15 protein-coding genes, 1 tRNA gene, 1 pseudogene and 1 riboswitch are annotated in these 18,664 nt (G+C 60.0%); of the genes and pseudogenes, 8 read left to right on the top strand and 9 right to left on the bottom strand.

What is annotated here, in order from left to right:
- Positions 1-43: 43 nt before the first annotated feature.
- The 3 genes from ACNKH3_RS02785 to ACNKH3_RS02775 form a co-directional block, all read right to left on the bottom strand.
- Positions 44-120, bottom strand: a tRNA-His gene (locus ACNKH3_RS02785).
- A gap of 66 nt (positions 121-186) precedes the next feature.
- The gene (locus ACNKH3_RS02780) at positions 187-849 is read right to left on the bottom strand and encodes a zinc ribbon domain-containing protein (RefSeq protein WP_420208159.1); all 663 of its coding nucleotides are present in this window, start codon (positions 847-849) and stop codon (positions 187-189) included.
- Positions 850-1,011: 162 nt separating this feature from the next.
- Positions 1,012-2,733, bottom strand: coding sequence for a prephenate dehydratase domain-containing protein (locus tag ACNKH3_RS02775; protein ID WP_420208158.1), 1,722 nt, complete (start codon positions 2,731-2,733; stop codon positions 1,012-1,014).
- A 226-nt stretch (positions 2,734-2,959) separates the two neighbouring features.
- Here ACNKH3_RS02775 and ACNKH3_RS02770 point away from each other — a divergent pair, with 226 nt between their 5' ends.
- The 7 genes from ACNKH3_RS02770 (at position 2,960) to ACNKH3_RS02740 (ending at position 13,021) form a co-directional block, all read left to right on the top strand.
- A complete protein-coding gene (locus tag ACNKH3_RS02770) occupies positions 2,960-4,135 on the top strand; it encodes an iron-containing alcohol dehydrogenase (protein WP_417916060.1) in 1,176 nt (391 codons plus the stop codon).
- A complete protein-coding gene (locus ACNKH3_RS02765) occupies positions 4,117-4,266 on the top strand; it encodes a hypothetical protein (protein WP_417916059.1) in 150 nt (49 codons plus the stop codon). The genes ACNKH3_RS02770 and ACNKH3_RS02765 overlap by 19 nt, the downstream gene beginning before the upstream one ends.
- A 25-nt stretch (positions 4,267-4,291) precedes the next feature.
- Complete coding sequence (locus tag ACNKH3_RS02760) at positions 4,292-8,122, top strand: PAS domain S-box protein (protein WP_417916058.1); 3,831 nt, start codon at positions 4,292-4,294, stop codon at positions 8,120-8,122.
- Positions 8,123-8,127: 5 nt separating this feature from the next.
- Positions 8,128-9,288: a response regulator gene (locus ACNKH3_RS02755; RefSeq protein ID WP_417916057.1), complete on the top strand. Its 1,161-nt coding sequence runs from the start codon at positions 8,128-8,130 to the stop codon at positions 9,286-9,288.
- A 39-nt stretch (positions 9,289-9,327) separates the two neighbouring features.
- On the top strand, positions 9,328-10,020 hold the full coding sequence (locus tag ACNKH3_RS02750) for a response regulator (RefSeq protein WP_417916056.1): 693 nt from the start codon (positions 9,328-9,330) through the stop codon (positions 10,018-10,020).
- Positions 10,007-11,737, top strand: coding sequence for a diguanylate cyclase domain-containing protein (locus tag ACNKH3_RS02745; protein WP_417916055.1), 1,731 nt, complete (start codon positions 10,007-10,009; stop codon positions 11,735-11,737). Before ACNKH3_RS02750 ends, ACNKH3_RS02745 begins: the two co-directional genes overlap by 14 nt.
- Positions 11,738-11,813: 76 nt before the next feature.
- A riboswitch (cobalamin riboswitch) is annotated at positions 11,814-12,049 on the top strand.
- Between the two features lie 150 nt (positions 12,050-12,199).
- On the top strand, positions 12,200-13,021 hold the full coding sequence (locus ACNKH3_RS02740) for a hypothetical protein (RefSeq protein WP_420208157.1): 822 nt from the start codon (positions 12,200-12,202) through the stop codon (positions 13,019-13,021).
- 8 nt (positions 13,022-13,029) lie between these two features.
- On the opposite strand, the gene ACNKH3_RS02735 is transcribed toward ACNKH3_RS02740, so the two are convergent.
- A complete protein-coding gene (locus tag ACNKH3_RS02735) occupies positions 13,030-13,584 on the bottom strand; it encodes a YcbK family protein (RefSeq protein ID WP_420208156.1) in 555 nt (184 codons plus the stop codon).
- 388 nt (positions 13,585-13,972) lie between these two features.
- Here ACNKH3_RS02735 and ACNKH3_RS02730 point away from each other — a divergent pair, with 388 nt between their 5' ends.
- Entirely contained in the window at positions 13,973-15,778 is a 1,806-nt protein-coding gene (locus tag ACNKH3_RS02730; RefSeq protein ID WP_420208155.1) for a DEAD/DEAH box helicase, read from the top strand.
- A gap of 20 nt (positions 15,779-15,798) precedes the next feature.
- On the opposite strand, the gene ACNKH3_RS02725 is transcribed toward ACNKH3_RS02730, so the two are convergent.
- The 5 genes and pseudogenes from ACNKH3_RS02725 to ACNKH3_RS02705 form a co-directional block, all read right to left on the bottom strand.
- Positions 15,799-17,076: an MFS transporter gene (locus ACNKH3_RS02725; protein ID WP_420208154.1), complete on the bottom strand. Its 1,278-nt coding sequence runs from the start codon at positions 17,074-17,076 to the stop codon at positions 15,799-15,801.
- A 91-nt stretch (positions 17,077-17,167) separates the two neighbouring features.
- A complete protein-coding gene (locus tag ACNKH3_RS02720) occupies positions 17,168-17,299 on the bottom strand; it encodes a hypothetical protein (protein ID WP_420208192.1) in 132 nt (43 codons plus the stop codon).
- Between the two features lie 3 nt (positions 17,300-17,302).
- Positions 17,303-17,446 (bottom strand): annotated as a pseudogene (locus ACNKH3_RS02715) (DNA cytosine methyltransferase); the annotation flags it as partial.
- A complete protein-coding gene (locus ACNKH3_RS02710) occupies positions 17,386-17,565 on the bottom strand; it encodes a hypothetical protein (protein WP_420208191.1) in 180 nt (59 codons plus the stop codon). The pseudogene ACNKH3_RS02715 and the gene ACNKH3_RS02710, both read right to left, overlap by 61 nt.
- Positions 17,566-17,695: 130 nt before the next feature.
- Entirely contained in the window at positions 17,696-18,307 is a 612-nt protein-coding gene (locus tag ACNKH3_RS02705) for a DNA cytosine methyltransferase (RefSeq protein WP_420208153.1), read from the bottom strand.
- Positions 18,308-18,664 lie beyond the last annotated feature (357 nt).

The raw sequence follows: 18,664 nt of genomic DNA, 5'->3' as shown, positions 1-18,664 counted from the left end.
CGTTGCTGGCCGGAAGCCTGCAACGCCTGATTTCTTCAAAAGATGGGGTGAGCGATGGGACTTGAACCCACGACCTCCGAGGCCACAACCCGGTGCTGCCACCAGCTGAGCTACGCTCACCACAAAACAACGGGGCAATTATACCCTGCCGCCATTTTTTGGCAAGAGGAAAAAAGCCGCTTCAGCTTATTCCGCTTCGCTCAGCTCTTTGCCGCAGTGCTTGCAGAGCTGGGCGCGGGCCTTGATCAGCTCGGCGCAGTACGGGCATTCGCGCAGAAAATGACTGGCGAGAATGCGGCTGACCGCCAGATTGACCGCCTGCTCCAAGCTCGGATCAGTGAAGGCATGGTTGCGCAGCGGCTCGATGCAGGCGATGTCGTTCAGTTCGGCCAGCAGGTCGGCGGCCTTGCGGCGGAGAGTGATGTCCGCCGCGTTGTCGGTCAGCAGATGGATGACCGGACTGAGATCTTTGGCCGCCACGCAGCCGCAGAGCTGGCCTGCCGCCGCCTTCTCGGCCTGATAGCGGGTGTTCTGCCGCCGCAAATCCTCAATGTCGACCGCGCAGCCGGTGAAGGCAAATTTGCTGCCCACCATCATGCTGTAGCTTTCCTGGCTGTCAGGCAGCTTCATGTGCCGGTAGGAGCCAGAATGGCCGTACTGATTTTCAATAAAATTCCAGCCATTGACGAACATTGGGCAATCATCGTTGAGGCAGATGAAAAGAAATTCTGAACCCCAGCCCAGACCGTCGCCTACGTGCATGGGCGGCGCGTGGCAGAGGGTCAGCTCTGTCTTGCAATGCGGACAAACGTGTTTTTGGTCAAGATAGGCAAGGACTCTTTCCAGCATGATCAGGCGGCTCCTCTATGAAATGAATGAAAATTCTCAGAATTGTCACAGGATGACAAGGGCATTATATCAGAACGCCGGGCATTTTTGACAGCGGCTTCTGTGGAATTTCCGGCATCGGCTCACCCTAAGCACGAACAGCGCCGCCGTCAACCAAGCGGCTCAGAGCATCGCGCCGAGGACTTGATCCACCGCCTTGGCCTGCTCCATCCGGCTGCGCAGGAAGCGTTCAGTGAGATGGCTGCGGTTCCGCTCCATCAGGCCGCACAGCTCCTGAATTTCGGCCCGTCCGGCCATTGCTGTGACCTGCTCCAAGTTGCGGGCGAAATCTTGGACGATCTTGCCGCTTTCGCCGCGCATGGAGAGGATCTCGGCATAGGTGCGCGGATTCTGTGAATGCGCCCGCGCCATGGCCAAGATTGGATAAAGTGAAGTCAGGGTGCAGTGGCCCGCGATCTCTTCGGCAGTGATCTGGTTTTCCGCCAAGGTCATGGCCAAGGCCACGGAAACCGCTGTCGGAAGTTTCTGGCCGATGCCCATCAGCAGGTCGTGGCGGGCGGCGGAATCATACTGGATGCTCGCGCCGTGCTTGTAAAGGAACGCCTCAAATTCCGCGCAGAATTTGCCGCTGCGCCGGGTGCGCACCACCACCGCGTTCTTGTCCTTCATCGCCGCCGCCTGCGGCCCCCAGAGGTTGTGCACCAGCATCACCTCCACCCCGCTGCTGGTGGCCTCCAGCGCGGCCTGCAAGGTTTCCTCGGCCTCACCTGCCAGCAGGATCAGCGCCTTGCCGTCAGCAAGCAGCGGGCCGTACTGCCGCACTGTGGCCGCCGTGACCGAGATCGGCACGCAGATCAGCACCACGTCCACATCAGGAATCATCTGCTCAGGCCGCAGCTCGGTGCTGCGCCCGCTCATGAAAACGCGGTAGCCCTCGTTCTCCAGCCGCTCGGCAAACCATGCGCTCATGTCGCCGGTGCCGATGAAGCCGACCGAGCGGATGTGTTTGGGCCGCATGTCCACGCGCGGAAAGCAGCCGAGCAGGCGGATGCAATTTTTCTGGCCGACAATGCGCTCTTCAATCTGGGCGACGGCTCCGGCCATCGCTTCGTCCTCGATGTGGCCTTCCGCCTCCAGATACACTTGCAGCTTCTGTGTCTGCGGATCGTTCTCCGAACTCATGTCGAGAATGTTGATCCCGCGCCGGGAGAACTCGCCGAGGATGTCCACCAGCAGGCCGACCCGGTCGTCCAGCGGGCGAGTCAGCAGGGCGGTGGAGTCGTAGCCGCTGGGCTTGGCCAGCTCGCGGTCCAGCACGGCGTAGCGGGTGCGGCTGTGCGGAGCCAGCTCGCGCTCGGCGACGTGCAGCCCGTGTGCGGCCAGCATCTCGCCAGTGTCAATCACCCCGTGCCGCAGCGTTTCATCGCCGCCCTGCGCCTGGAGGCGGGCCAAGGCGGCCTCAAGGTCGTGGACGCTGGTCAGGGCGATGTCGGGAAAAGTGCGGCTGATGTAGTCCTCGCACTGACGGAAGACCGCCCGCCTGCCGAGCAGGCCGCGCAGCTCCTGCGGCTGGATCTCCGGCGCGAACACGCCGAGCGAGAGGCTGACCGGCAATACCACGTTGCTGATCCACCAGCCTTCGCTGATCTGCCGGAAAAGGCCGAAATACTGCTTGCCGCCGCCCTCGCGGGTGTTGTAGACCGGAATCACCGCCCGGTCAATTTCCCCAGCGGCAAAAGCGGCCAGCAGCCCGGCGGTGTGCGGAAAGGCTTGCAGCTCGGCGGCAGGCGCCGCGTCCAAAGCGTGGAGAACAGCGGCCTGCCAAGCATGAGAATGCTTCGGCCCAAGGGTGCCGATGATCAGGTTGGGGGATGTTTGCGACATGGCGGACGGCGGAATCGGAAAGGCGGAGGTTCAACAGCTCGGAATATTCATTATAATCCTCTGTCCCGCATTCACAAGGTGAAAATTCCGCCGGTATTTTTTCAATTTCCATCGCCGCTGTTGATTTTTTCGCCAATTCCAAGGATACTTAACATCTGGCAGGCCGCTGCCGCAAAGGCTGTCCTGCGCCGTCTCATTCTCATTGAACATTATCAGGTGCCCCGCCATGATGCACACCCAGTCATTCACCGTCACCCAGCCCACCCGCATCCGTTTCGGAGCCGGAGCTGTCAAAGAACTCGGCGCGACCGTCAAAGATTTCAAGGGCAGCAAGGCCCTGGTGGTGGTTGATCCCGGTTTGGTCAAAGCAGGAATGCTGCCCAAGCTGACTGAGCCGCTGGAGCAAGAGGGCATTCCCTTTGTTGTCTATGATCAGGTTGACCCGGAGCCGGGCCTGAAACTCGCTGACCGCGCCTGCGCCCTTGCCAAGGAGAACGGCTGCGACTGCGTCATCGGCGCGGGCGGCGGCTCGGCCATGGACGTGGCCAAGGCCGTGGCCATACTTCTCACCAACGGCGGCAAGGCCGCTGATTATCTCGGTCTCGGCCTGATCAAGAAGGCAGGCGTGCCAAAAATTATGGTGCCGACCTCGGCTGGCACAGGCGCGGAAGTGACCTTCACCGCTGTCTTCATCAACGAGGAAACCGGCTCCAAGGGCGGCATGAACGGCGATCCGCTCTACCCGGACGCGGCCATCCTCGACCCGGAGCTGACCCTCAGCCTGCCGCCGAAAGTCACGGCTTACACCGGCATAGACGCGCTCACTCACGCCCTGGAGGCCTACACTTCGACGCAGGCGCATGTGATCTCGGAAATGTACTCGCTGGAGGCCATCCGCCTGATTGCTGAGAACCTGCCAGCGGCCTGCACCCACGGCGGCAACCTGGAGGCGCGGGCTGCCATGCTGATGGGGTCGCTGCTCGGCGGCAAGGCTTTGGCCACCGCAGGCGTGGGCTTGGTGCACGCGATGGCCTATCCGCTCGGCGGCATGTTCGGCATCCCGCACGGCTTGGCCAACGCGGTGCTGCTGCCGTATGTGATCGAATACAACCTGACCGGCAATCTGCAAAAATTTGCCACGCTGGCTGAGGTGCTCGGCCAGAACACCGACGGCCTGTCCCTGCGCGAAGCGGCCCAGCTCTGCGTGGACGCGCTTTTTGATCTCAACGCCGATGTGGGCATTCCGGCCACTTTGGAAGAAATAGGCATCCCAGAAGACAAAATCCCGGAGATGGCAAGAATCGCCCTGACTGTGGCTCGCCCGGTGGCCAACAATCCGCGCCGGCCGACGCTGGATGAAGTTGTCGCGGTGTATGAGCGGGCGTGGCGGCCAGCAGCCTGAGCCGGGCTGGCTCCTTTTTTCTTTACAAGACCAAGGAGCAGCCTACAATGTACAGTCAGCAGAGACCGCCGCCTGTCTGCGCGCTGCGGAAAGGAGCGTTGATCGTTGTCCGCGTCTTGGCCGCCGCCTGAGGCGCGGACCGGAACCTGAGTCAGCATGAAGAAAAACCGCACACTGTTCATCCGCTACGCCGTCATGGCGGCAGGTCTGGTCGGGCTGGTCCTTCTGGGAGGGCTGTTTGTCGTCTACAACCATCGGCAGCATCTTGCTCAGGACATCCGCATCTACCGCTACACGCTGGCGCAGGAAGGCGAGGCCCTTCGCCAGACTTACAACCAGTTGAGCAGCATCTCCAGCCTGCTGGTGAAAAATCCGGTGATCATCAACACCTTGGACCGGCATCTCAACGGCGAGGCGGCGACTGATGTCGCCGCTGGAATGGTGGAAAGGAGTTTGGAGGCCATCGCCGCGATTGAGAATGTCTCCACGGTGTTTCTGGTCAGCCTCGACGGCTCCTGTCTTTATTCAAGCCGGAAGGAGCAGGTCGGCAGCAACTACGGCAGCCGCGACTACGTCCGCAACACCCTGCGCACCGGCAGCGGCTTCTACGCGATGCTCGATTCGAGGTCAGGCCGCACCGGCCTCTACTACGCCCAGGCGATCAAAAACGGCAGCCTGCGGATCGGTGTGGCGGTGCTGGAGATCAGGCCGAGCTTCTTCTATCTTCACACCTTCACCACCTCGTTCACCAAAGAGCCGCCTCTGCCTGCGGACAGCCGCATCGGACTCAGCACTGACGGCAACATTCTTTTCAACACCATGGACAGCTCGCTGGCCTCCCTCCAGCCCCTGCCCAAAGGCTTTCTGCCGGAGAACCCGCCGCCGCAGCTGGCTGTCGAGCTGCTCGACTTCCCAGGCTACAGCCGGGAGGAACTGCTTGCCTCCGGCTTCCTCCGGCAGAAAAACGCCGCCGGAATCGAATATTACATTTTTCATTATCCCATTGTCAGCCGTGACCTTTCTCTGATTCACGTGGTCAGCCGGGACTGGTTTCACCGCAACTATCATCCAGCCTCCTCCGATTATTCCGGCTACTTGGTCATGCTCGGCGCGATGCTCTGCGTCATGCTCTGCCTGCTCTGGATGGTCAACCGGCGGCACAGCCAGGCGCTGCTCGCCGCTGAAACGCTCAAGCGCGAGGCCGAGCGGCGGATCGTCGAAAAGGAGAAGTATGAGACAATCATCAACCGCAACCCGCAGGGCTTCTGGCTGAATGATTTTGCAACAGGCCGCATTCTGGAGGTCAACCAGAGCCTCTGCCGCCTGCTGGGCTTGGAGGCTGAACAGATTGTGGGCCGCCTGCCTGCTGAGTTTCTCCTGCCGGAAGAGGACGGCGGCCTGACGGAGGTGCGGCGGCTGCGGGACATCTGCCAGGAGGGCAGGCTGCGGCTGGCTGACGGCGGGACAGCGGCGGTGCTGATCAACTCCTCCTGCATCGCGGCGCCCGGCAGCGGCAATGTCTGCTTCTCCTTTTTTTCGGACATTTCCGAACGGAAGCGGGAGCAGGAGCAGCTTTTCCTCTTCTCGCAGGCCGTGGAGCAAAGCACCAGCGCCATTGTGATCACCGACCGCGAGGCCCGCATCGCCTATGTCAACCCGGCTTTTGCCGAGCTGACCGGCTGGAGCCGGGAGGAGATCTGCGGCACGGAGCCTGCGGCGCTTTGCGCGGGCGAGCGGGACACCCCTCTCAGCCGGGAGATATGGCGGCGGATCAGCGGCGGCGGCACTTGGAAGGGCTTCCTCCGCAGCCGGAGAAAGGACGGCTCGATGTACTGGGAGGGGCAGACTGTCTGCCCGTTATATGATGACAAAGGCCGGATCAGCTATTATCTTGCCATCAAAAATGACATCACCCAGCGGCTGGAGCTGGAGCGGAAATTCAAGGCCCAGCTGGCCAAGCTGGAGCTGATGGTCGAGCACGCGGCCATCGGCATCGCCCACGTGGTGCATGACCGCTTCGCCTGGGCCAGCCGGGCGGCGGCGGAGATGTTCGGCCACGCGGACTGGGAGGAAGGGTCGGAGCTGCCGCCGATCAGCTCGCTTTTCAAAGACGAGGCGGCGCACCGGGCGACTCTTGCCGCCGCGCAGGAGGCGTTCTCGCGGGATGAGGTCTTTCACGCCGACCAGCTCATGCGGCGCAAGGACGGCAGCTTTTTCTGGTGCTCGCTGACCGGCAAGATGATTGACCCCGGCCTGCCGGAGCAGGGCGCGGTCTGGCTGACCAAGGACATCAGCCGTCAGAAGGAGGAGGAGCGGCAGCTCCAGCTGGCCAAGGAGCGGGCTGAGCAGGCCAGCCAGGCCAAGACCAATTTCCTCGCCAACATCAGCCATGAGATCCGCACGCCGATGAACTCCATCATCGGCATGAGCGAGCTGGCGCTGAAGAGCGGCCTGAACGAGGAGCAGGAAGACTATGTCGACCGGGTCAAAAAGGCCGCTGATTTGCTGATGCTGCTGCTCGACGATGTCCTCGATATTGCCAACATGGATCCGGTCCGCAAGCCGCAGCTGAAGAACGCGCCCTTTGAGCTGCGGTCAGTCATCTGTGACGCGGTGAAGATGGTCGCTTGTCAGGCCGAGGAGAAAAAACTCAGCCTGACTTGGGCCGCCGGGTCCGAGGTTCCTGAATTTGTCGCCGGAGATGCGTTGCGTTTGCGCCAGATTCTTGTTAAGCTGCTCGATAACAGCATAAAATTCAGCGAACGCGGCAAAATTTCCGTGACGGCGTCTGCGGAGGATTTCAGCGCGGAACAGGTGCGGCTGACCTTTGTCGTCCGTGATCAGGGCATGGGCATCGCCCCGGATCAGCTGGAAAATATCTTTGACAGCTTTTATCAGATTGACACCAGTCTCAGCCGGAAGAATCCCGGCCCCGGCATCGGCCTGACTGTCTGCCGCAGGCTCTGCGAGCTGATGGGCGGCGGCATCCGCGCCGAGAGCGAGCTGGGCGCAGGCAGCGTCTTCACCTTCACTGTTCTTTGCGGCAAAGTCGGCGAGGAGGAGGCGAAGACGCTGAAGCCCGGTGATGACAGCAAGATCAAGCCGCTGCGCATTTTAGTGGTGGACGACAGCGAGTCAAACCGGTATGTGGCCAAGGCCACGCTCATCCGCGACCGGCATCAGGTCGCGGAGGCCAAGGACGGGCTGGAGGCGCTCAAGCTGCTGACCGAAGAGAGCGAGCCGTTCGATCTGGTGCTGATGGACGTGCAGATGCCGGTCATGGACGGGCTGACAGTGACCAGAATCATCCGCGCCTGCGAGCAGGACCCCTGCTGTCTTGACAGCATGACGCTGCCGGATGATTTCCGCGATGCTTTGCGCTGCCGGCTCAAAGGCAGGCATCTGCCGGTGGTGGCCCTGACCGCGCACAATTTGCATGAGGACCGGCAGCGCTGCCTGGAGGCGGGCATGGATGAATACGCGGTCAAGCCGTTCCAAATCAAGGACATCTACAATGTCATCTTCAGGCAGATATACGAACTGATCTGGCGGCAGCGGTGCTGCCGGAACGAAAAAATGATCAGCTGCGCCTGCGCGGCGGAGCAATCACAGACCGAGGACGCGGCGACAATGAACAAAAACGGAAACGACAACGGAGAGCTGGTGGCGAAGGTCGCGGCGCATCTCAGTGAAATGTATCAGCTGGAGCCGGATCAGGTCGAGCAGATGGTGCAGATTTCCGCCGACTCGATCAAAGAGACCTTGGAGCAGGCCCGGAAAGATCTGGCCTCCGGCGAGCTGGCCGCCCTTTCCGCCGCCGGCCACAAGGCCAAGGGCGTGCTGCTCGGCATCGGCCTCAAGGAGGCGGCGGAGCTGGCCCGGCAGGTGGAGCTGAAGGGCAAGACAGGCGAAGCGGCAGATTACGGCGGACTGCTTGACCAGCTGGAAGAGGGGCTGCGGCCTCTTCTCGCCCGGAGCGGAGGCTGACAGCGATGAAACTGATCTTCTGCGAGGAATGCGGCGGGCGGAACAATGTCCCGGACGAGCTGCTGGAGCAGATTGACAGCACGCCGATTGTCTGCCAGTTCTGCGGCAATTCGATGTCGAAAGAGACGATCATTCCGCATAAGTTTCCGGCGAAAACAATCAACACGCTGCATTATCACCTGCTCTTTGTTGATGACGACGTGTTCCACCTTCAGCTGATGAAAAAAACGCTGGAGAAGGAGTACACGGTCTCCATCGCCTCCACCGGCATCCACGGCTTGGTGCTGGCGGCGGAGCGGCAGCCGGATCTGATCCTGCTCGACTTGAACATGCCGGGCATGGACGGCTACGAGGTCTGCAAGCGGCTGAAAGAAAATCCAGTCACCCGTAAAATTGCGGTGATCTTTGTCAGCGCGCGCGACCGCGAGGATGACGAGCAGCGCGGCTTCAGCCTCGGCGCGGTGGACTACATCAGCAAGCCGATCAACCTCCAGATCCTCAATGCCCGGATCATGGTCCAGCTGAGGATCAAGCAGCTTCTGGAGCAGCAGCGGAAGCAGTCTGAGAGCCTGATCCAGTCCCTCCGGCAAAGCAGCATGGAGGTGGAGAGCGAGCAGGAGCGGCTGAAGCGGGAGAACAGCGGCCTGCTGACCATCTTGGACAGCCTGCCGGAAAGGATTTTGATTGAGAGCGGGCGGCGGCGGATCATCTGGGCCAACCGGGCGGCTCAGGCTCTGTGCGGAATGCAGCTTTCAGAAATGCTCGGCAGGAGCAGCGCGGACATCATCAGCCGCAGCGGCGCGGCCTGCGACGAATGCCTGCTCGGCTCGGCCCCGGAACTGCCCCGCTTTGTCCATCTGCCCCTTTTTGACGAGGACGGCGAGGACGGCGGCACAGCGCATCTGCTGCCGCCAGACAGCCGGGAGCAGCCCGCGCGGCGCTGCCACGCCGCCGAGTCGGCCATCAACAGCGTGCTGGAGCAGAACCGGCAGGCAGTGCGCGAGAGCCTCGCCACCATCCTCTTCGGCATTGACGCTATTGGCAGCATGTTGCGGAACAACAAGGAATTTGAGACAATAGGCCGTCCTGTGATCAAAGCGGCGGAGCAGCTCGACCAGTTGATCTGCTCGCTGCTGGATTTTGAACGGCGGGACAAGGACGACTGATCCGCGCCTTTCTGACCAACTTTTTCGGCAGCATGGAACATGAAAAATGTGCTTATAGTGGATGACGACTTGGGCTTTCAGCGCCTGCTGGGGATCAGTCTGAAAAAATATCAGCAGGATTTTGACATCATCCTCTCCAACAACGGCGAGGAGGCCATCGGCGTGCTCAACCGCAAGCCGGTGGATCTGATCATCACTGACCTGCAAATGCCGAAAATCGACGGGCTGACCCTGCTGGCCTATGTCAATGACGCGTTTCCAAAAACGCCCTGCGTGATCATGACCGCCCATTCCACGCCGGACATCGAGAAGCAGTTCGGGCAGACCGGCCAGCTGCTGCTGAAAAAGCCGTTCACCATCAACAAGCTGGTGGAGGCGATTCAGAACGCCCTGGCCAAGCCCAAAACAGCGGACGGAATGATGAAAGGCATCTCGGTGGCCAACTTCCTCCAGATGATCGCTTTGGAGCAGAAGACCTGCCTGCTCGAGATCACCGCCCCGGATCAGGACAAGGGCTTTTTCTACATTGAGAACGGCGAGGTCTTCGATGCCTCGTTTCGGGGCCAGAGCGGCGAGGAGGCGGCCTATTCTTTGATCGTCGTCGAGGGGGCCAGCATCCGCTTCACCGAAATACCGACGGGCAAAAAAGCGAAAAAGCGTATTCAGGCCAGCCTGATGGCGCTGATCATGGAGGCCATGACCCGCAAGGATGAGACCGTTGGCCACACCTGACGCGCCGCCGCCCCGCATTCTGATTGTCGATGACCGGCACAGCGACCTCCTTCTCTTGGAAGCCATCCTCAAAGGCCATGGCTTCCGCCCGCTGTCTCTGACCAATCCCACCCAAGTGCTGTCCCGCTGCCGCGCCGATCAGCCCGACATCATCCTTTTAGACATCAGCATGCCGGAAATGGACGGCTTCGAGGTCTGCGCCCAGCTCAAGGCCGATCCAGATCTGGCGGACATCCCGGTGCTTTTCCTCACCGCCCTGCGCGACGTGGCCAACCGGATCCGGGGCTTCAAGGCCGGCGGCGCGGATTTTTTAGTCAAGCCCTACGAGCCGTCCGAGCTGATCGCCAGAGTCTCCACCCATGTCAAGCTGCGCAAAACTCAGCTGGAGCTGGCCCGCCGCAATCAGGAGCTGAAAGAAAAAATCAGCGCTCTTGAGCGCGCCCATGCCGCCCTGCTGGAGAGCGAGGCCCGCACCGAGGCGGTGCTGAACAACGCCGGAGTCTGCATCGGCGTGCTGGACATCAGCTGCCGCTATGAGAAGGTCAACGGCATGTACGCCCAGATTTTCGGCTACAGCGAGGAGGAGTTCCAAGGAATGCGCCTCTGGGACATGCTCCGCCCGGACTGCGCCGCCAAGGCGCGGGCGGCTGCGGAGCAGCTCCGCAGCGGCGCGCTGGAGCAGCATTACGCCGACAAGGTCTTTGTGCGCAAGGACGGCAGCCAGTTTCCCGGCGGCCACTGGCTCAGCCCGCAGAGGGACAGCGACGGCAGATGCAGCGGTTTTGTCTGCGTGATCAGCGACCTGACCGGGCAGAAAGAGGCGGAGCGCAGTCTGCGGCTGGCCCACACCGTGTTTGAGACCAGCTCCGAGGGAATGCTGATCACCGATGCCGAGAACCGGATCATCATGGTCAACCCGGCCTTCACCGCCATCACCGGCTGGCGGAGCGAGGAAGTCATCGGCCAGCGGCCTTCTTTTCAGCATTCCGACCGCCATGACCGCGAATTTTATCGGCAGATGTGGGAGGAGCTGATGCGGGAAGGCCGCTGGCAGGGCGAGCTGTGGAACAGCCGCCGCAACGGCGAGGTCTATCCGCTCTGGCTCTCCATCGCCCTGATCCGCAGCCCGGACGGCGGCATCGTCAATCATGTCGCCCTCTTCTCCGACATCAGCGAGCGCAAGAAAGCCGAGGAGATTCTGCGCTATCAGGCCATGCACGACCCGCTGACCAAGCTGCCCAACCGGGCCATGTTCGACGAGCGGCTGCGCGGCGCGCTCTCCCGCGCCCGGCGGAAAAAAACTCTGGTCGCGCTCCTCTATTTGGATTTGGACAACTTCAAGGCCGTCAACGACAGCCTCGGCCATCTGGCCGGAGACCGCTTTCTGCAATTAGTGGCGGAGAAAATGCTCTGCTGTCTGCGGGCCGAGGACATGGCGGCCCGGCTCGGCGGTGACGAGTTCTGCGCCATTCTTGAAGATGTCAGCTCGGTCGAGCAGGCGGCGGGCGTTGCCGAGCGAATGCTCCACGAATTTGGCGGGCTGAATTGCCTGCCTGGCGGCTGCGGCCTGCGCACCAGCATCGGCATCGCTGTTTTTCCTGAACATGGCGCAGATCCGGAAAGACTGCTCCGCTGCGCTGACAAGGCCATGTACACCGCCAAACGGCTGGGCAAGGGCCGCTGCTGCCTCGCTGTCGACACAGAGGAAGATCTCTGATCAGCCCCCGCATTTTGCGCTTGACTGAAGCGCACCCACCATATAAAGTAGCTTGCACAAAATGGCTGTCGGCACGCTTCAAGGGAAGCGTGGAGGCTGCCCGGCGCAGTTTGGCCGGGCGGCTGAAGAGGGAATCCGGTGTGAGACCGGAACTGTCCCGCAGCGGTAAGCGGAAACGAACACCGTCTCCTTGCGCAGCAAGGAACAGCACTGCGCCGATCCTCGGCGCGGGAAGCGGCGGTCAGTAGGGCGCAGGCGCGTTGCCTGCCAAGTCCGCAAGTCCGAAAACCTGCCGACGCGCACCATCCGTTTCACTCCCTTCGAGGAAAGGAAAAACGTCATGCCGCACTGCTTTCACGCTGTGCTGGCGGCCCGCGCATTATGCCGCCGCAGCCCCTCCCCCCTCCTTGTCCAGCCTGTCCGGCAGCAGATTGCCGTCATCGTCACTGCAAGGAGATCATCATGAATTTATTCCAAGAAAGCCTCCGCCCGCACGGCGGAGCGGCAAGAAGGCCCCTGCTCCTGATCGGGCAGGACATGCACATTCTCAACCCGGTCTTCCACCGTGCGCTGGCGGCGCGGGACAGCCGCGCTTTAGCGGCGATGGCCGTCCGGCAGGCCGAGGCCGGAGCTGACGCGTTGGATCTCAACCTCGGCCCAGCAGGAAAGGACAGTGGCCTCCTTGCTTGGGCGATGGAGACTGTGCTGGCTGCGGCCAGACTGCCGCTCTTCACAGCGTCGCAGGTGCTGGCCCGCCCGGAGCTGCTGCTGCGGCATGGAGAAAAGCTGACTGTCAACGCCGTGACTGCTGATCCGGCCAGCCTGCCTGACAAGATGGCGTTGGCGCGGGACTGCGGCGCAGGTCTGACCGTGCTGCTGACCCGTCCCGGCCTGACCGCCTGTTCTGCGGATGACCGTCTGCTCTTGGCTGCCGAGGTGCTGGATGCTGCTGAAAAAAGCGGCCTGCCGCTGGCCCGGCTGTATCTTGACCCGATCCTCCGGCCTAACTGGCAGGGCCTGCCCGATATTGAGCCGACGCTTGACTGGCTGACCAGCCTTGTCCTTCTGAACAGGAAGGAGGCGCGGAGCATTGCAGCTTTGTCCAGCCCGTCCGCCTCGCACCCGGCTGCTCCAGCCTGCCATCACCAGCGTCTGCTGCCGCTGCTGGCAGAGGCGGGCTTGGACGCGGTCATTCTCAACTGCAACGACCGCAGGCTGATGGAGGCCGCCCGCCGCATTGGCGTAGCTGAAACGCCTGCTCCGCTGGCTGAGGCGGCCTGCTGAGGCCGAGCCTACCAGACGCGGAATCTGCCGGTGTCGATGTGGACAAAATCTGAGGCGGCGTAGTAGCCCACGCCGCCTTTTTCCAAAGCCACCGCGCAGTCGCGCACCAATTTGGTGTTTTTGCCGGTGAGGCGGATGTCGAGTGCCTGGCCTTTCATGTGCAGGCTGCGCTTGGCCACGCCGCCGCTTCTGCCGCGCAGCTTCTGATTGGTCTGCGGCGAACGGTAGCCGGAAATGATCTCATAGGTGCTGTCGCAGCCGATATCTTGCTGAATCTGCCAGAGGATGTCAAGTATGTCCGGGTCGATAGGGTGCACTTCGCTGGTGCGGAAGTCACGAAGATATTTATTGATCTGGTGAAGGGCTTTGGGATCATGCACCCCGTTGCGGGCGTAGGTGATGTCAAGGCATTCACGGGTGTGGGTATGATAAAAAGCTAGATTTTTGAAGCCTTTTTCGGCGCGGGGACGGGACGAGGCCAAGACCGGGGCGGGAACAGTTTGAGCGAGGAGGATTCCGGCGGCAGCCTTGGCTCCGAGGGCAAGAAAAGAACGTCTATCCATGATGGCGGTCTCTCATTCAAAGTGGTTGCGGACAGAAAACGCATCGCTCCGGCAGGGACAAGCCTTTTGTGGGACTGGCGATTATGCCATGATTCCGCTATGTCTGGAACGATGCAGCAAAAGATGACTCAATAATTTTATTAAACCGAATATTCAGCCCGCTGTCAACCTTCTCTGCGCCGCAAGGCCGCAGCCGACGCGGCGGAAAAATAGAGGCGGAACGAAAAAACAGCTTGTTCTGCGGCGGATTTCCGTGTATCTTTATCATCTTCTCATCTTCCGTCCATTTGGTCATCCATTCCGCCCCAACCCGCGTCTTGCAGCAGACCTCCCCGCAGGACTGCTTTTTTCCACTAATTGCATTCAGTTGAAACAGGAAACACCTTTTATGAGCACATTCGCAGATCTTGGCATCAGCAGCGAAATCATCAGCGCGCTTACCGATCTCGGCTTCACCGAGCCTACTCCGATTCAGGAGCAGGCCATTCCTCTTATTTTGAAAAATCACGCGGACATTGTCAGCCTGGCCCAGACCGGCACCGGCAAGACCGCCGCCTTCGGCCTGCCGCTGATCCAGCTCCTCGACCCGGCGAGCCGCCGGACGCAGGGCTTGGTCCTTTGTCCGACCAGAGAATTATGCATGCAGGTCTCACGGGACTTGGAATCTTTTGCCCGCCACATCAACGGTATCAACATCGTCGCCATTTACGGCGGCGCGAGCATTGAGCAGCAGAGCCGCGAGCTGCGGCGCGGGGCGCATATCATCGTCGCCACGCCCGGACGGCTGCGCGACATGATCCGCCGCAATCTGGCAGACATCGCCGCCGTGCGTTTCGTCGTCTTGGACGAGGCCGACGAGATGCTGAACATGGGCTTCCAGGAGGAGCTGAACGGGATTTTGGCCGAGACCCCGAAGGAGAAGAACACCTTACTCTTCTCCGCCACCATGTCCAGAGAAGTGGCGGACATCGCCAGCAAGTACATGAGCAAGCCGGTGGAGATCACCGTCGGAACGCGCAACGCCGGCTCGGAGACCATCAGCCACGAATACTATTTGATTCACCCCAGAGACCGCTTCGCCTCCCTGAAGCGAGTTTTGGACAGCTGCCCGGAGATTTATGCCATCATCTTCTGCCGCACCCGCATGGACACGCAGGAAATCGCGGACAAGCTGATTCAGGACGGCTACAAGGCCGATGCGCTGCATGGCGACCTGACTCAGAGCCAGCGTGATCTGGTGATGAAGAAATTCCACAGCCGCAATCTCCAGCTTTTGGTGGCAACTGATGTCGCCGCGCGCGGGCTGGATGTCAGCGATCTGACGCACGTCATCAACTACAGCCTGCCGGATGACACGGCCAACTACACCCACCGCAGCGGCCGCACTGGCCGCGCCGGGCGGACCGGCATCTCAGTGGTGCTGGTGGATTCCCGCGAGCTGTACAAAATCCGTCAGCTGGAAAGCAGGCTGAAGCGGCAGTTCCAGCAGCGGCAAATTCCGAACGGACCGGAAATCTGCCAAAAGCAGTTGGTCAGCCTGATCGGGCGCATCAGCGGCGCGGCAGTGGACGAGGAGCAGGTCGGGCCGCTGTATGCGGAAGTTGCCGGGCAGCTGGAGCACCTGAGCCGCGAGGAGCTGGTCAAAAAGATCATAGCCTTGGAGTTCGGCAGGTTCATGAATTATTACAAGAACGCGCCGGATCTCAATCCCAAGGCGGGCGAGCGGCGCGCTGCTCCTCCGCGCAGCGACGGCCCCGGCAGAACCTTTGGCGGCGGACGGGAGACGAAAAGACCGTTTGCAGCACGCGGCGGGTCAGAAGGCGGCAGAGAGGAGCGGCCCAAACGGTCGTTTCCGACGGCAGGCGAGCGGGGCGAGAGCAAAGATTTCGCCCAGTTCCACCTGAACGTGGGCCGCCGCAACGGCATTCTCCCGGAAAACCTGATCAGCACGATCAACGAGGTGACGGGCTGCGGGCGGATCAAAGTCGGCAAGATTGAAATTCAGCGCAACACTGCCATGCTGGAGGGTGAAAGTCGGTACATCGCCCAGATCGTCAACGCCTTTGAGCGGGCTGACTTCAACGGCAAGCCGGTGACGGTGCGGGTGGTGCAGGACGAGCGGCCCGCCTATCGAGGCGACAGGGCGGCGGACAGCGGCAGAAAGTTCCGCCGGGAGCGCGAGCAGCACCGGTAAGAACAGCGAAGGGGAGCTTTTCAGCTCCCCTTGTTTTTTTGCAGATGCCAGCTCCAGGCGAGGCCGGGCAGGATGTAGAGCAGGGCCAAGCCAAAAACGATGCGGCGCGGGCTGATGCCTGCGTCCATCGCCGCGCCAGTGAGCCAGATGGACAGGCTCATCACCAAGGTGAGCATGGCCATTTCTGCTGAAAAGACCCGGCCCCGGAAGCGGTCTTCAACGCTGCGGTGAATCAGGGTGGTGCTGAAAACCCACTGCACCGAGCCTGCGGCGTGCCCGCAGCAGACCCAGAGCGCGGCCCAGAGCATGTCCGGTGCCTGACTGAAGAAAAGGTAGGCGACGGCGGAAAGAAAAAACGCCGCGCCAACCGCCCGCCGCATGGCCGCTTCGCTTTCCCCGACCAGCCGCCAAGCGAGAATCGGGCCGACAGCTGCGCCCAGCCCGCGCATTGAGAACAATATCCCGCTTTTTCCGCCCTCTCCGCCTGCGCCGAAGACCTGCTCCCCGAAGACCGCCAGCATCACCAGCACTCCGCCCGCCAAGGCCCAGCCACTTTTGATCAGCAGCAGCGCGGCGATTTTCGGCTCTGACCGCACGTATAAAAATCCCTCGCGCAGATCATGCCAGCCCGTGAGCCGTCCGATGGAAAAGGCTGCTGGTTCTGTTGCGCGTTCGTGGTGCGGCAGAACGACCGCAGTCATGACTGCCGAGGAAAGGAGAAAGCTGAGGCTGTCGGCAATTATCGCCGCCTGCCAGCCGAGATGGGCAGTAAGAAAGCCGCCCAAGGCCGCGCCGACCGCCAGCATCACCGACCACGACGCGCCGGACAGCCCGTTGGCGATGCCCAGCTCCTCCTTGCTGCACAAATTCGGCAGCGAGGCTTGCCGGGCCGGGTTGTAGAAAGTCCAGACCGCCTCCTGCGTGAAAGCGAGCAGATAGATGAGCCAGACCTGCGACTTGTCTTCCACGAGCAGATAGCCCAACACCAGCGCGGCTCGGATCAGGTCGCAGCTGATCAGAATGGCTTTGCGGCTGTAGCGGTCGGCGATCACGCCTGCTGCCGGGCCGAAGAGGGCCGGAGCCAGATGCTTGGCGATCAGAAACCAGCTTACCGCTTTGCCGGAGCCGGTGAGCTGACTGAGCAGGACAAAAATGGCGATGTAATTGAACCAGTCGCCGATCTGGCTGATGCTGCCGGAGAGCCAATAACGGCGGTAGTTGGCGTTGTTCCCCAGCAGGCGGCAGTAGGAGGAGAGATGCCCGGCGGCGTAGGGCGCGTCTGTTTTTTTGCTCTGCATCAGGGGCGGGCAGAAGGAGAAGTGTGCCGCATAGTTGCGCTGTTCAGCCGCTTCGGCTCAGCGCAACTATGCGAAAGCTGGAGGGAAGATGTCAGAACAGCCGGAGCTGTTCTCCTGCTTCAAAAGCAATTTTTCGTTTTCCATCTGCCGCCTCCAATGCCTGCCGCACCTTCAAGGCAATCTTTTTGGCGAAGATGACCGGCACTGCATTGCCTATCTGCAATTGCAGCTCTCTTTTGTTGCTGCCTGAAAACACCCAGTCATCAGGAAATGTTTGAATGCGGGCATATTCTCTGGCGGTGAAAGCCCTTATTCTTTTCGCGCTGATCCGCCAGAGCCTTGCTGTCGCTTCAGGATTTCTAATGAACATTCCATTGCATCTGTCTTTTTCAATCCGTTCTGCGGCAATATCTCCAGCAGCCCATCCCCAAACTGTCGCTGTGTCAATTGCTGGAAAGGGGGAGTCGAAATCTCGTACAGGATGTCCATCTGATGCTGTTCTGCTTAAGCGGACAGGCAGCGCAATGCCAGAAAACTCTTCCCCGCTGCCTGTTTCTGTATGCGCATAGCTTTTGAATCCCCATTTTGGATTGTGATTAGGAATTTGAACAGAGTCATCCTACCCTAAATCAAATATGAAATTCCGTACAGACATTTCTGTTTCAGGTTTTGGGAAATTAAAAAATTTTAAGGAACTGTCGCGATGGGCAATCAAAATGAATCTTCTGCGCGTCTGCGGAACGCCATATTGAGAAACTTTTAAAAAATTAAACATTGCGCTGTAGCCAACAGCAGCAAAATCGTCGGCGATCTGCTGCGCAAACGGCTTTCCTGTCTCAGGATGTTTCATCGTTCGCAGATTAAGGACGTTTTCCATGACAATCGCCCGTGGCCGCATGATGCGGGCAATGCGGATCAACTCTTTATAAAGAGAATTTCGTTCGTCAGATTCGTTTCTGTGTCCGCCCAAAGAAAATCCTTGGCAGGGAAATCCAGCCAGCAAGACATCCAGCCCGTTCCTGTAGCTTGGAGCATACTCTCTGACATCGCCATGAACCACGTTCCAATCTGGACGGTTTATCTTTAGCGTGTCAACAGCGCATTCTAAAATCTCATTTGATTCTGAATGAATAAATCCTGCCAATTCAAAACCTAAATCCAGTCCTCCAGCACCTGCAAAAAGACCAAGAAATGTGTAGTCGGAACTTTTTTCTCTATGTATCAGAAACATTCGTTTTGTTCATCGGAGGAATAACAGGAATGGAAACCGTTCGTTGTTTTGGCTGACGCTGTTTGCAGGCAAAAAATATATCAGCAATATTATCTAATATATCTGTTATGACAGGAGATTTTCTTGCAGACTCATCTTTCAAATAGTAATAAAAAGTATTTCCATACTTATCTGTCCTGACAATTTGTTCCGTTATAAATTTTTTGTCGTTTATTTTTAGGAGTTACGCAGTTGCATAAAGATTGATAGGCTCAAGCGTATAAATCGGTTTCGTCAAATACGCCCGAACAGCGTCACGGATGATGGCAGTCTTTGCCTCGAACCAAGAAATTCCTTTGACAAAACAATGATATTCAA

Source organism: Candidatus Electronema sp. JC (genome assembly GCF_048287365.2).
Lineage (GTDB): Bacteria > Desulfobacterota > Desulfobulbia > Desulfobulbales > Desulfobulbaceae > Electronema.
Note: the sequence above shows the minus strand (reverse complement) of the source record. Positions and strands in the feature narration are given on the sequence as shown.

What these genes read in the sequence shown, in the direction of transcription:
- ACNKH3_RS02780 (WP_420208159.1), bottom strand. Translation starts at nt 849, where the DNA reads ATGCTGGAAAGAGTCCTTGCCTATCTTGACCAAAAACACGTTTGTCCG.
- ACNKH3_RS02775 (WP_420208158.1), bottom strand. Translation starts at nt 2,733, where the DNA reads ATGTCGCAAACATCCCCCAACCTGATCATCGGCACCCTTGGGCCGAAG.
- ACNKH3_RS02770 (WP_417916060.1), top strand. Translation starts at nt 2,960, where the DNA reads ATGATGCACACCCAGTCATTCACCGTCACCCAGCCCACCCGCATCCGT.
- ACNKH3_RS02760 (WP_417916058.1), top strand. Translation starts at nt 4,292, where the DNA reads ATGAAGAAAAACCGCACACTGTTCATCCGCTACGCCGTCATGGCGGCA.
- ACNKH3_RS02755 (WP_417916057.1), top strand. Translation starts at nt 8,128, where the DNA reads ATGAAACTGATCTTCTGCGAGGAATGCGGCGGGCGGAACAATGTCCCG.
- ACNKH3_RS02750 (WP_417916056.1), top strand. Translation starts at nt 9,328, where the DNA reads ATGAAAAATGTGCTTATAGTGGATGACGACTTGGGCTTTCAGCGCCTG.
- ACNKH3_RS02740 (WP_420208157.1), top strand. Translation starts at nt 12,200, where the DNA reads ATGAATTTATTCCAAGAAAGCCTCCGCCCGCACGGCGGAGCGGCAAGA.
- ACNKH3_RS02735 (WP_420208156.1), bottom strand. Translation starts at nt 13,584, where the DNA reads ATGGATAGACGTTCTTTTCTTGCCCTCGGAGCCAAGGCTGCCGCCGGA.
- ACNKH3_RS02730 (WP_420208155.1), top strand. Translation starts at nt 13,973, where the DNA reads ATGAGCACATTCGCAGATCTTGGCATCAGCAGCGAAATCATCAGCGCG.
- ACNKH3_RS02725 (WP_420208154.1), bottom strand. Translation starts at nt 17,076, where the DNA reads ATGCAGAGCAAAAAAACAGACGCGCCCTACGCCGCCGGGCATCTCTCC.
- ACNKH3_RS02710 (WP_420208191.1), bottom strand. Translation starts at nt 17,565, where the DNA reads ATGGACATCCTGTACGAGATTTCGACTCCCCCTTTCCAGCAATTGACA.
- ACNKH3_RS02705 (WP_420208153.1), bottom strand. Translation starts at nt 18,307, where the DNA reads ATGTTTCTGATACATAGAGAAAAAAGTTCCGACTACACATTTCTTGGT.